At 46.6% G+C, this 13,431-nt stretch carries 12 protein-coding genes; all 12 read left to right on the forward strand.

All coding sequences use genetic code 11. The annotated features are described in order from the left end of the window. Positions 1-148: 148 nt before the first annotated feature. The 12 genes from IJ23_RS17760 (at position 149) to cyoE (ending at position 13,305) form a co-directional block, all read left to right on the forward strand. Positions 149-1,360 carry an acetyl-CoA C-acyltransferase gene (locus IJ23_RS17760; protein ID WP_033906947.1) on the forward strand — a complete coding sequence of 404 codons (1,212 nt, stop codon included), beginning with the start codon at positions 149-151 and terminating at the stop codon, positions 1,358-1,360. 23 nt (positions 1,361-1,383) lie between these two features. Further along, complete coding sequence (locus IJ23_RS17765; RefSeq protein ID WP_033906948.1) at positions 1,384-2,877, forward strand: CoA-acylating methylmalonate-semialdehyde dehydrogenase; 1,494 nt, start codon at positions 1,384-1,386, stop codon at positions 2,875-2,877. A 19-nt stretch (positions 2,878-2,896) separates the two neighbouring features. Next, positions 2,897-4,051 carry an acyl-CoA dehydrogenase family protein gene (locus IJ23_RS17770; protein WP_033906949.1) on the forward strand — a complete coding sequence of 385 codons (1,155 nt, stop codon included), beginning with the start codon at positions 2,897-2,899 and terminating at the stop codon, positions 4,049-4,051. A gap of 38 nt (positions 4,052-4,089) precedes the next feature. Next, positions 4,090-4,875, forward strand: a complete 786-nt coding sequence (locus IJ23_RS17775; RefSeq protein ID WP_033906950.1) for an enoyl-CoA hydratase — start codon at positions 4,090-4,092, stop codon at positions 4,873-4,875. An 8-nt stretch (positions 4,876-4,883) separates the two neighbouring features. Next, positions 4,884-6,023, forward strand: coding sequence for an enoyl-CoA hydratase/isomerase family protein (locus tag IJ23_RS17780; RefSeq protein ID WP_033906951.1), 1,140 nt, complete (start codon positions 4,884-4,886; stop codon positions 6,021-6,023). Positions 6,024-6,034: 11 nt separating this feature from the next. After that, entirely contained in the window at positions 6,035-6,940 is a 906-nt protein-coding gene (gene mmsB, locus IJ23_RS17785; protein WP_005375775.1) for a 3-hydroxyisobutyrate dehydrogenase, read from the forward strand. Positions 6,941-7,050: 110 nt separating this feature from the next. Next, positions 7,051-7,809 carry an SDR family oxidoreductase gene (locus IJ23_RS17790; RefSeq protein WP_005375778.1) on the forward strand — a complete coding sequence of 253 codons (759 nt, stop codon included), beginning with the start codon at positions 7,051-7,053 and terminating at the stop codon, positions 7,807-7,809. Positions 7,810-8,603: 794 nt separating this feature from the next. After that, positions 8,604-9,485 carry a ubiquinol oxidase subunit II gene (cyoA, locus tag IJ23_RS17795; RefSeq protein ID WP_005388604.1) on the forward strand — a complete coding sequence of 294 codons (882 nt, stop codon included), beginning with the start codon at positions 8,604-8,606 and terminating at the stop codon, positions 9,483-9,485. Between the two features lie 5 nt (positions 9,486-9,490). Continuing rightward, positions 9,491-11,527 (forward strand): cytochrome o ubiquinol oxidase subunit I, encoded by a 2,037-nt coding sequence (gene cyoB / locus IJ23_RS17800; protein WP_033906952.1) that lies wholly within the window; start codon positions 9,491-9,493, stop codon positions 11,525-11,527. After that, positions 11,517-12,119: a cytochrome o ubiquinol oxidase subunit III gene (gene cyoC / locus IJ23_RS17805; protein ID WP_033906953.1), complete on the forward strand. Its 603-nt coding sequence runs from the start codon at positions 11,517-11,519 to the stop codon at positions 12,117-12,119. Before cyoB ends, cyoC begins: the two co-directional genes overlap by 11 nt. After that, entirely contained in the window at positions 12,119-12,430 is a 312-nt protein-coding gene (cyoD, locus tag IJ23_RS17810) for a cytochrome o ubiquinol oxidase subunit IV (RefSeq protein WP_033906954.1), read from the forward strand. The genes cyoC and cyoD overlap by 1 nt, the downstream gene beginning before the upstream one ends. Beyond that, positions 12,391-13,305, forward strand: coding sequence for a heme o synthase (gene cyoE, locus IJ23_RS17815; RefSeq protein WP_033906955.1), 915 nt, complete (start codon positions 12,391-12,393; stop codon positions 13,303-13,305). The genes cyoD and cyoE overlap by 40 nt, the downstream gene beginning before the upstream one ends. Positions 13,306-13,431: the final 126 nt, after the last annotated feature.

A 13,431-nucleotide genomic window follows, 5' to 3' on the forward strand; every position in this document is an offset into this window, starting at 1 on the left:
TATGCTTACGTAAACGTCAAGAAATCGCGGAATGAAAGTTTGTTAGTGAAAAAGGCGATAAAGGCTGGTGTGGCGCTTGGTGAGTAATTCTATGTAGGGTGTCATCAGTCTGCCAAGTGTTCACATATACCTTAAGGGAATGCGAATCATGGGAAAAGACATCTGGATTGTCAGCGCGAAAAGAACGCCAATTGGGCGCTTTCAAGGCAAGTTGCAAACTTACTCTGCTCCTCAATTAGGCGCACTGGCGATCAAGGCGGCAATGCACGAAGTGAATGTGACTTCGGTGGATGAAGTGTTCATGGGATGTGTGCTTCCAGCAGGGTGTGGACAAGCTCCTGCGAGGCAAGCATCTATGGGGGCAGATCTTCCTTTGGGTGTAGGGTGCACCACCATTAACAAAGTGTGTGGCTCTGGCATGAAGAGCGTCATGTTAGCGCACGATCTCATTAAAGCTGGAACGATTCGCTCTGCCATTGCTGGTGGTATGGAAAGTATGACCAATGCGCCGTATTTGCTGAGGGAGGCGAGAAAGGGAATGCGTATGGGGCACCAGTCTGCGTATGACCACATGTTTCTCGATGGGCTACAAGATGCTTACGAAGGGCACTTAATGGGTGTTTATGCTCAGCAAGTCGCTGACAGGCTTAAGTTCACCAGAGAGCAAATGGATGAATGGGCCGTGATGTCGGCAAAACGTGCGTTGGAAGCTCAAGAGCGAGGCTTGTTTGCCGATGAACTTTCGCCGGTTTCACTCAATACCAAGTCAGAACAAGCGGAGCTGGACTACGATGAGCCCCCACGCTCGATTGACCTTGGTAAAATTCCTCAACTCAAACCTGCATTCGATGAAAAAGGTACGGTGACCGCTGCTAATTCGAGTGCCATTTCAGATGGCGCGGCGGCTCTTGTGCTTATGGATGAAGACACTGCGCGTCATCAGGGGCTTAAACCACTTGCGATCATCAAGGCGCACTCTACACATGCCAGAAAACCTGCAGAATTTACTTTGGCACCCATCTACGCAATTGAGCAACTGCTGTTCCAGCTAGATTGGTCCATTTATGAAGTGGACCTGTGGGAAATCAATGAAGCCTTTGCCGTCGTGACACAAATAGCGGTGGCGGAACTTGGGCTTGATACGAGCAAAGTAAATATTAAAGGTGGAGCCTGTGCACTTGGGCATCCGATAGGGGCTAGTGGCGCACGAATTCTGGTGACATTGATTCACAGTTTGCGTCAGCTACAAGCGCTAGGCACCAATGGTGATCTCGAAGCCAAAAAAGTGATGCGGGGTGTTGCGTCACTTTGTATCGGTGGTGGAGAAGCCACGGCGATAGGCATTGAAATACCGCTTTAATTGAAATCAGAAAGGAGTAAATGATGACTCGTTTGGTTCCCTTGTTTATTGGTGGCGAGTTTCGTGAATCTCAAACATCGGATTGGGTTGAGGTAACCAATCCCGCCACTAATGATGTCATTGCGTACGTTCCATGTTCCACAGAGCACGAGATGGAAGCCGCCATTGATAATGCGAAAGAGACATTCCAATCTTGGAAGGAAGTGGCAATATCCGAGCGTGCCCGAGTTATGCTGCGTTATCAGCACTTGCTCAAAGATCATCATGATGAGCTTGCCACACTGCTTTCTCATGAAACGGGTAAGATTTTAGCGGATGCCAAAGGCGATGTGTGGCGTGGTATCGAGGTTGTTGAGCAGGCTGCAAACATTGCTAGCAACATGATGGGAGAAACCGTCGAAAACGTTGCCACGGATATTGATAGTTACTCAATGATTCAGCCCTTAGGTGTGTGTTGTGGGATCACGCCGTTTAACTTTCCAGCCATGATTCCGTTGTGGATGTTCCCAATCGCTATCGCTGCGGGCAATACGTTTGTGCTCAAACCCTCCGAACAAGTGCCATTGACCTCTATTCGTTTAGCTGAACTATTTGAGCAAGCTGGCGCGCCGAAAGGAGTGTTGCAGATCGTTCATGGCCGCAAAGAGCAAGTCGACTTTCTTCTGGCTCATCCTGATATTCGAGCGGTGTCATTTGTTGGCTCGGTTCCCGTTGCCCGTTATATCTACACCACAGGGACTAAACATTTTAAACGGGTTCAAGCTTTTGCTGGTGCAAAGAATCACATGGTGATCATGCCTGATGCAAACAAAGATCAAGTGGTGAATAACCTAATCGGAGCCTCCGTAGGGGCTGCGGGGCAACGCTGTATGGCGATTTCTGTTGCGGTATTTGTCGGCGATTCAAAACAATGGATTGCAGACCTGAAACTGGCGATGGCGAAAGTACACCCAGGGCCTTGGGATGATGAACAGGCTGCTTATGGCCCACTGATCAGTGAGCAAGCCAAACAACGCGTATTGGACCTAATCGAAGATGGCAAACAACAAGGCGCAGTGTGTGAACTGGATGGCAGTCAGTGTGAAGTGGAAGGCTTTCCCGATGGAAACTGGATTGGCCCAACCTTGTTTAGCGGTGTAACAGCGAATATGTCGATTTACACGCAAGAGATATTTGGCCCTGTTTTAGTTTGTATGGAAGTCGAAACGTTGCAAGAGGCCATTGAGTTGGTGAATCGCAACCCATACGGGAACGGCACTTCCATTTTTACGGCTAATGGCGCTGCTGCGAGAAAATATCAGCATGACATTCAAGTCGGTCAGGTTGGGATCAATGTGCCTATTCCAGTCCCTTTACCATTTTTCTCCTTTACTGGTTGGAGAGGCAGTTTCTATGGTGATTTACATGCGTATGGTAAACAAGCGGTACGTTTTTATACCGAGACTAAAACGGTGACGGCACGTTGGTTTGATGACGATATTCCAACGGGGCCCAATCTGACCATCCAACTGCGCTGAGTGAATAAAAGGAGCTTTTATGGACTTTGAACTTAATGAAGATCAACGTGCATTTGCCGATACCGCTCAACAATTTGTCGATGAGCGTTTAGCACCGATGGCGGCGGAGTGGGATGAAAAGCAGATCTTCCCCAAAGACGTATTGAGAGAAGCGGGGGAACTGGGGTTTCTCAGTCTCTACACACCAGAAGAACATGGCGGCTTAGGGTTAAGCCGTTTGGATGCGTCAATTATCTTTGAACAACTCTCAATGGGCTGTACGTCGACGACCGCTTTCATGACTATCCACAATATGGTGAGTTGGATGATCGCGAGTTTCTCGAACGAAGAAGTGAGAGCCAAATATTGCTCTAAGCTGGTCTCTGGCGAGTGGTTGGGTTCATATTGCTTAACCGAGCCTAATGCGGGATCGGATGCCGCTTCGTTGGCCACAACTGCGAGCAAAAAAGGTGATACTTACGTGCTGAATGGCGGCAAAACCTTTATCTCTGGCGCAGGAGAGACAGATGTTTTGGTCGTGATGGCGCGAACCGGAGAAGCGGGTGCCAAAGGCGTGTCCGCATTTGTTGTCCCTGCTCACGCAGATGGCATCAGCTATGGGCGCAAAGAACCCAAAATGGGTTGGAACAGCCAGCCAACACGAGCGGTTACTTTTGAAAATGTCGTTATTCCAGCTAGCCATTTACTGGGCGAAGAAGGGCAAGGTTTTGTTTTTGCGATGAAAGGGCTTGATGGAGGGCGTATAAATATTGCGACCTGTTCCGTCGGTACGGCTCAACAGGCCCTTGAACAGGCGACACAATATATTCAGGAGCGTAAGCAGTTCGGCAAACCGCTTGCGCAGTTTCAAGCCTTACAATTCAAATTGGCAGACATGGCAACAGAGCTAGTGGCTGCGCGGCAGTTAGTGCGCTATGCCGCCAGCAAGCTCGACCGAAATGATCCGGATGCCACGGCTTATTGCGCTATGGCAAAACGGTTTGCAACCGATGTGGGCTTTCAGGTTTGCGACCACGCGCTGCAGCTTTATGGCGGCTATGGTTACATCAAAGAGTATCCAATGGAGCGTCATTTCAGAGATGTACGTGTGCATCAAATTCTGGAGGGAACGAACGAAATTATGCGTTTGATCATCGCACGTCGTTTGCTCTCTGAGGATTCGGCTTTGCTTTAGCAAAGTATTGTATTTGCTCATTGATAAAGGATTCAGATATGCCATTAACCCAAGCAGCCATTCAACATACGATCGCTAATCATGTTGCGGTGGTGACGATGAACAACCCGCCAGCCAATACGTGGACAGCAGAGAGTCTCAAGGCACTGAAATCGCTGATACTCACACTTAACGATGATAAGCAGGTCTATTCATTGGTTTTAACCGGCAGTGGAGAAAAGTTTTTCTCTGCTGGTGCGGATCTCAAGCTATTTTCTGATGGTGACAAAGTGGTTGCGTTAGACATGGCTCGATGCTTTGGTGAAGCTTTTGAAACGCTCTCTGAATTCCGTGGTGTTTCCATTGCCGCCATTAATGGTTACGCCATGGGCGGAGGGTTAGAAGTGGCATTAGCTTGTGACATTCGAGTCGTTGAAGAGCAAGCGGTACTTGCTTTACCAGAAGCCAAAGTCGGACTTTTGCCCTGTGCTGGTGGTACCCAAAACCTCACAGCGTTAGTGGGGGAAGGTTGGGCAAAGCGCATCATTTTATGTGGAGAGCAAGTCAGCGCTGACAAAGCAAAAGAACTAGGCCTAGTTGAGGAGTTGGTTCCCAAAGGCGAAGCTTTAAGTAAAGCGATGGAGCTTGCTGAATCTGTTGCGAACCAGTCGCCATCTTCTGTCGCCGCATGTAAGGCGCTCATTCAAAATATGCGCTCTGCGCCACTTCAGCACGGCTTAATGAAAGAGCGAGAGTTGTTTCTGAATCTTTTTGATACGGAAGATCAAGTTGAGGGTGTTCGCGCCTTTTTAGAAAAACGCCCACCGCAATGGAAAAACCGATAGGAGGCCACATGGCAGGGATGGTAACCATTAGTGAAATAGAGTGCTTAGATGGCGTGCACCGCATTGGTATCGCAACGTTAGACAACACCGCTTCATTGAATGCATTGACGTATGACATGTTGGTCCAACTCAACGATCAGCTTATCAAGTGGCAAGATGATCCACATATGGCTTGTGTGGTACTGACTGGCGCTGGAGAAAAAGCATTCTGTGCTGGTGGTGATGTTCGAGCTATGTATCACGTCATGCATAACGAGAGTAAAGAAAAAATCGTAGAGTTCTGTACGAACTATTTCTCGTTGGAGTATGAGTGTGACTATCTCATCCACACTTACAACAAACCCATTATCGGTTGGGGAGAAGGTATTGTCATGGGCGGTGGGATGGGGCTTTTTATGGGAACCAGCCATAAAGTTGTGACAACAACATCACGCCTTGCTATGCCAGAAATCAATATCGGACTGTATCCTGATGTGGGAGGTACGTGGTTTTTAAGCCAGATAGATCCGCAAGTGGGCTTATTCCTCGGATTGACAGGTTCAATGGTAAATTCAAGTGACGCTGTCACTATTGGTTTGGCCGATTGGTTACTGTTGGAAGAGCAGTATCCCACCTTACTGGATGAGCTAAAGCGGCTCCAGTGGGGCAAAGAAGATGCGAAAGAGTTGGTAACTGCGCGACTACAATTAATGGAAGAACAGGTTATTGATAGCAAACCAACCACGCAAATTTGTCCATACTTAGATCAGATAGAGGAAGCGTGCAAAGGCTTTGATCTTAATGCGATAGCACAGCGAATCATGACTATCGAAGGGAATAGCCAGTGGATAGAAAACGCGAAACAAACGTTCGCATCGGGCAGCCCGATCACCGCGCATATTTGCTTTAGACAAGTGAAAGAGTACCACAGCTTACCGCTTGCAGATTGCTTCCGTTTAGAGTTGAGTTTGTCGGTTCGCAGTGCCTTATTAGGTGAGTTTAAAGAGGGCGTCCGTTCTCGGCTCATTGACCGGGATGGCGAGCCGATCTGGATATTTAACAGTGTCAGTGAAGTCGATGAAGATGTTATCGATACTTTGTTTACCTCTCTTTGGTCAGATAACGAGCATCCGCTTGCTAATTTGGGTGAACAAACACTAGGTCAATAAGGAGAATGATCATGAGTACCATCGCATTTATCGGTTTAGGAAGAATGGGGCATCCTATGGCGCAAAACTTACTCGCGTCTGGATTTAACGTGCAAGTATTCGATGTCGATAGCGAAGCCGCAAAGCAACTAGTACCTTTTGGTGCGGTGGTGGCGAGCTCTATCGAAGAGGTAGTAGATGGTGCTAGCACAGTCATCACGATGCTACCAGCAGGGTCTCACGTTCGTTCCGTGTATCTTGGTGACTTACACGGTGGCGTAGGTGTCCTCAATCTTGTCTCGCCAAGTACCTTGATGATTGATTGTTCAACCATTGATCCGGACTCCGCGCGATTAGTCGCCAATGAAGCGGCAAATAAACGCGTGTTGTTTGTCGACGCACCCGTTTCGGGGGGCGTTGCTGGCGCTAAAGCGGCGACATTAACCTTTATTGTTGGTGGTTCGGATCAAGCGTTTTCTAAAGCCAATGCGATTTTGCAGTATATGGGAAAAAATGTTTTCCATGCTGGCAAAGCAGGCGATGGTCAAATGGCGAAAATCTGTAACAACCTTATGCTCGGCATTTTAATGTCTGGTACGTGCGAGGCATTAAACCTAGGTATCGATCATGGACTCGATCCAAAAGTGCTATCAAACATCATGCTGCAAAGCTCTGGCCGAAATTGGGCATTGGAGCTTTACAATCCTTGCCCAGGCGTGATGGACAGTGCGCCAGCCAGTCACGATTACCAACCGGGCTTTATGAGCAAACTCATGCTAAAAGATCTCGGCTTGGGGTTAGATGCGGCGTTACAAACACATTCTTCGGTTCCGATGGGGTCGTTAGCGCGCAACTTATATTCTTTCCACAACGCGAGCGGCCACGGCGAGCTCGATTTCTCAAGCTTATTTGAGTTATACAAGAGTAAGAAAGGCTAGACTGAGTTTTGTGACAAACCAGCCCGAGATGGTGACCTAAAACGCGCATCATTTCGGCCAACTTAGACTGGTTGAGATAGAGAACATTACGAGCTATGGAGTGCACCAATATGGATATAAAAAGTAGTGTTATTGCCATTACAGGAGCAGGGCAGGGGCTTGGGCAAATGATGGCCATTACCCTTGCTCAAGCTGGCGCTGATTTAGCGTTATTGGATGTAAACGCCAGTGGCTTAATGGAAACACAAGAGCAGTGTCGAATGCTGAGTGCGAAAGCGTTGACATATCAAGTGGATGTCACCAACGAAATCGATGTTGAAACCACGTTTGAAGCGATTATCCAAGATTTTGGTCAACTCAATGGGTTAGTCAATAACGCTGGCGTGTTAAGAGATGGGTTACTTGTAAAAGCAAAAGATGGCGTGATCAGTAAGATGTCTTTGGATCAATTCAATTTGGTCATGAACGTTAACGTGACAGGAACATTTTTGTGTGGGCGTGAAGCTGCCGTCAAGATGATTGAGAGTGGCTCCCAAGGCGTTATCATCAATATTTCTAGTGTTGCGAGAGCAGGGAATATCGGACAAACCAATTATTCTGCATCTAAAGCGGCGGTCGCGACCATGGCGACAACATGGGCCCGTGAGCTCGCAAGATACGGTATTCGCGCGGCGGCGGTTGCACCAGGTGTAGTACACACCGCGATGGCAGAGCAAATGAAACCCGAAGCCATAGAGCGATTAGAAAAGATGATCCCAGTTGGCAGGATGGGCGAAACAAGCGAAATCGCGCATGCAGTAAAATACATTATTGAGAGTGATTACTTTACTGGCAGGGTTTTAGAAGTGGATGGAGGCATTCGTATGTAAAGCCCCAGGGTTAGGCCCCACAGACCGGAATGACAAGCTTCTTTCCCTTTCAACATTTTCTATGTTGTGGAGTGCTAATTCTGCGCAACCCAAATGTATTTACAACTTATGTTTGGATTTACCTTGAGAATGATTTCTCACAATCCAATAAAGAGATGTAAATACCACTCAAATATTAAGTGAAATCATTAATTTGATGTTGATCACACTTTTGTTTTTTTAGTTTCCGCTTCTCATTAAGGCTATCTGCGTAAATGAAGTTGATAGTCAGTCTCATCAATTTTAAGTTTCAACTATTTGTTTTTAAATAATTAATTGTTGAAGCACGAGAAATTCGTGTTGAGGTTAATATTCGATTTAAAGTGTGTAACTTCCATTAATGGAAGGTTAGTTTCCAGTTGTGGCTAATGAGCTTTAACTTTTTACTCCTCATAATGCGCCAAATGTAACATAGTGTTTCAAAGTGTAACAATAAACTCACACTAAGAGTGTGGTTTTGATCTCCACTCAATTCCGTTTTGTTTCGCTCTGAGCCCGACGTTACTCATGCTCAACACATAAACATTCTAATGACTATAACAACTGGTTCTTGGCTTGATACCAATCGTATCGTAGTAAATAACGGTTCATTCTAGCTGGTTAAATGCTTGATGACGAAGTTGAAAAATTGTAAGTAGAATAACTACTTATCGAAGTTTTTTCTTGTTCTCATACATTACCTCTGCGCTATTTGTGAGCTCTTATTTACTTTGATTGGCATCTGCTTTGAAACCAGACAACCATCGAGAAAGTTAATGGAAGCCTCAAGATATAAACGCATCTTGTCGAGGGGAAGTTTGGCGTCCGTCATACTTATGCTCTCAGGATGTAATTCAGCTTTACTTGACCCCAAAGGTGCCATTGGTGTGCAAGAAAAAGAGTTAATTATTACTGCTCTTTTGCTGATGTTGATCGTTGTAATCCCTGTGATTTTAATGACGATTTACTTCGCTTACCGATACCGCGCCTCTAACACTGAAGAAGAGTACGCACCCGAGTGGTCACACTCGACCAAAATCGAAGTGGTGGTATGGACAATTCCAATCATCATCATTGCGATTCTTGCGACGATCACATGGCGTTCGACTCATGAACTAGAGCCATCCAAACCTTTGGAAAGTGATGTTAAACCAATGACCATCGAAGTGGTGTCACTCGATTGGAAATGGTTGTTCATCTATCCAGAAGAAAACATTGCGACGGTGAACTATGTGGCGTTCCCGAAAGACGTGCCAGTGCAGTTCAAACTGACTTCGGACAACATCATGAACGCGTTTTTCATCCCTCGCTTAGGTACACAGATCTACGCGATGCCAGGCATGGTAACCAAGCTCAACCTCATAGCGAACCACGAAGGTGACTACAAGGGTTTTGCATCGAACTACAGCGGCGAAGGCTTTTCGCAAATGAAGTTCACAGCTTCAGCAATGTCTGATCGTGCTGCGTTCCTAAATTGGGTGCAGAAAGTGAAGGCGAGCCCTGATCGTATTGAAGATTGGGAGCAATACAGCTCACTGGCAGCGCCAAGTATCGCAGAGCCAGTCACTTTGTTCTCTAGCGTTCCTCCGTTCTTGTTCACCGACGTTGTGACTCAGCATCCTGGTTCAATGAACTGTTTGCCTGAAAACCAAGGATAATCGTAATGTTTGGAAGATTAACTCTTGATTCAGTTCCATTCCACGAACCTATTATTGTCATCACCCTAGCGGTTGTGGCGCTGGTTGGTTTAGCCGTAGTTTACGCGGTGACCAAAGCCGGAAAGTGGCAATATTTGTGGAATGAATGGTTTACTTCAGTAGACCATAAAAAACTTGGCTTCATGTACATCGCAGTAGCGATGGTGATGCTTGTTCGTGGTTTTGCTGACGCAGTCATGATGCGTAGTCAGCAACTCCTTTCTTCTGCGGGTGAAGCAGGTTACTTGCCACCGCATCACTACGATCAAATTTTTACTGCCCATGGCGTGATCATGATCTTTTTCGTAGCGATGCCATTGGTTATTGGTCTGATGAACATCATCGTGCCATTACAGATTGGTGCGCGTGACGTAGCTTTCCCGTATCTGAATAACTTGAGCTTCTGGCTGTTTGTTGTTGGTGTCATCCTAACAAACATGTCTCTCGGCTTAGGTGAATTTGGTCGCACCGGTTGGTTGGCGTATCCGCCGCTTTCAGGTATTGAGGCTAGCCCAGGAGTCGGGGTCGACTATTGGATTTGGGCGCTGCAGATATCAGGTGTTGGTACGACGTTAACAGGCGTGAACTTCTTCGCGACCATTTTGCGTATGCGTACACCGTCTATGCCAATGATGAAGATGCCAGTTTTCACTTGGGCGTCTCTGTGTGCAAACATTTTGATCATCATTTCATTCCCAATCCTAACGGTGACTATCGCTCTGCTAACGCTGGATAGATACCTAGGCATGCACTTCTTTACCAATGATCTTGGCGGCAACGTAATGATGTACGTCAACCTTATTTGGGCTTGGGGTCACCCAGAAGTGTACATCTTGATCTTGCCAATTTTTGGTGTGTTCTCAGAAGTCACCGCAACCTTCTCACGTAAAAAGTTGTTCGGTTACACATCGCTAGTTTGGGCTACCGTAGTTATCACGATTCTTGCCTTTGTCGTTTGGCTACACCACTTCTTTACGATGGGGTCTGGCGCGAACGTAAATGCCTTCTTCGGTATTGCCACGATGATCATTTCTATCCCAACAGGGGTGAAGATCTTCAACTGGCTATTCACCATGTACAAAGGCCGCATCCGCTTTACGACGCCAATGATGTGGACGGTGGGCTTCCTGATCACCTTTACTGTTGGTGGTATGACGGGCGTACTAATGGCTGTTCCGGGTGCAGATTTCGTTCTGCATAACTCAGTATTCCTAATTGCTCACTTCCACAACGTTATCATCGGTGGTGTGGTGTTTGGATGTTTCGCTGCGATCACTTACTGGTTCCCGAAAGCGACCGGTTTCACCATGAATGAAACTTGGGGCAAACGCGCGTTCTATCTTTGGATTATTGGTTTCTTAATGGCGTTCTTACCGCTTTACGCGCTGGGCTTCATGGGGATGACTCGTCGTTTAAGCCAAGACATCAACCCAGAATACTTCCCACTGTTGTCGATTGCCGCAGCAGGTACGGTTGTGATTGCGCTGGGCGTATTGTCTCAGTTCATCCAAATTTACGTGAGTATCCGTGACCGCGAGCAAAACCGTGATCTAACTGGTGACCCGTGGGGTGGTCGTACTCTTGAGTGGGCAACATCGTCTCCACCGCCGTTCTACAACTTTGCGCACCTACCAAAAGGTGATGTGCTGGATGCCTTCTGGTACCAGAAACAAAGTGGCGAGTTCGATCCAAATAAAGAAGTGGAATACGAACGTATTCATATGCCAAAAAACACGGCAACAGGCATCTACGTGTCGGCTTGGTCGCTCCTATTTGGCTTCGGCATGATTTGGTACATCTGGTGGCTAGCGGCGGCAAGTTTGGTCGGTATTATCGTGACGTGTATTCAGCACAGCTATAACGATGATGTGGATTACTACGTGGAAGTTGAAGAGATCAAAGCAATTGAGGCCGAACGTCGAGCTCAGCTTGAAGAAGCGAAGAAAAACTCAGTGAAAGACAGCGAAAGTAAAGATGATCTGGAGGTGACGTATGCAAACTAATATCGCAGCACATCACGACCATGATCACCACCATGACACGAATGGCAACAAGCTATTTGGCTTCTGGGTTTACCTGATGAGTGACTGTGTACTGTTTGCGACCTTGTTCGCGACATACGCTGTGTTGTCGAGCAATTCAATTGCGGGCCCAACAGGTAAAGACATTTTCGAACTCCCATTTGTGTTTGTCGAAACCATGCTGCTTCTGTTTAGCAGTATCACATTTGGTTTTGGCATTATCGCGATGAAGCGCAACAACGTTGCTGGTCTCAAACGTTGGATGTTAGTCACGTTCGCGCTTGGTCTTGGCTTTATCTGTATGGAGGTCTATGAGTTCCATCACCTGATTGAAGAAGGCTATGGGCCACAAACAAGTGCATTCCTATCGGCATTCTTTACGTTGGTTGGTACGCACGGCCTGCACGTAACCTTTGGTCTGATTTGGTTAGCGGTAACGTATCATCAACTGTCGACGAAAGGTCTGAACGACAATATGGCAATGCGCTTTAACTGCTTAAGCCTATTCTGGCACTTTCTAGATATCGTTTGGATTTGTGTCTTTACCATCGTTTACTTACTGGGGGTAATGTAATGGATCAACATGTAGAAACCAGTTCGTCAGATTACGTGAAAGGCTTTATTGCCTCACTGATTCTGACGGTAATTCCGTTCTACTTTGTTTGGACGAAATCATTACCAGATACAACGGCCTATGCGATTCTATTTGGATGTGCATTAGTGCAGATATTTGTTCACTTTAAATACTTCTTGCACATGGAAACAAAAACATCCGACGGACGTTGGAACCTTGTATCACTGATGTTTACCGCCATTGTTGTACTTATCCTTATCGCTGGCTCGGTATGGATCATCTACAACATGAACGTCAACATGAAGTTGTAGGCCAAGGTATGCTGAAAAGTTATTTGTCTATCACTAAACCGGGCATTATTTTCGGCAACCTGATTTCTGTTGCGGCGGGGTTCTTCCTCGCCGCAAAAACAGAACCAGCCAGTCTAATGTTGTTCGTTACGACGTTAGTTGGTGTTGGGTTAGTCATCGCTTCAGGTTGTGTGGTGAATAATATTTTCGATCGTGATATCGACCAAAAGATGGCACGTACACGAAATCGTGAAACAGTGAAAGGCAACATCAATATCGATATTGCGTTTGTTTATGCACTTGCATTATTGCTGGTAGGAACCGCACTGTTATTTATCCGAGTAAACCCACTATCCGCTGTCGTCGTGTTGCTTGGCTACGTGTATTACGTGTTCTTTTACACGATGTGGTACAAACGTAACTCGGTGTATGGAACCTTAGTGGGAAGTATCTCAGGCGCAGTTCCGCCATTGGTGGGTTACTTGGCGGTAACAAACTTCATTAGCTTGGAAGCGATTTTACTCTTTACCATGTTCTGTCTCTGGCAAATGCCGCACTCGTATGCCATTGCCATGTTCCGCATGCAAGACTACCGAGAAGCCGGGATTCCCGTATTGCCAGTTAAAGAAGGCATTCATAAAGCGCATCGACACATGAAAGCGTATGTCGTGGCGTTTGGAGCAGCATCATTGGGGTTATTTTTACTAGGTGAAGCCGGGTATGAATACTTAGCGGTTGCAGCGGTTGTTTGCTTTATGTGGACGAAAGTGACCTTTCGCAGCATTGATGACAACAACTACATCGCTTGGTCAAAGTCGGTGTTTAAAGTCTCACTGCTAGTGGTGATGGGGATTAGTGGTGTGCTTGGTGTCGAGTTGATTCCTCTAGCTCTGTAACAACCAAACCTAAGCGTTTGCTAAGCGCCAATATCTTTTGCTGCTGAATGCATGAATGACCTTACCTAGAAGTAAGGTCATTTAACTTTCTATTGTCCTTTGTTTTTCCTGTTCCTCCTCTAGCTT

The sequence above is a fragment of the Vibrio sp. OY15 genome (assembly GCF_000742455.1).
Lineage (GTDB): Bacteria > Pseudomonadota > Gammaproteobacteria > Enterobacterales > Vibrionaceae > Vibrio > Vibrio alginolyticus.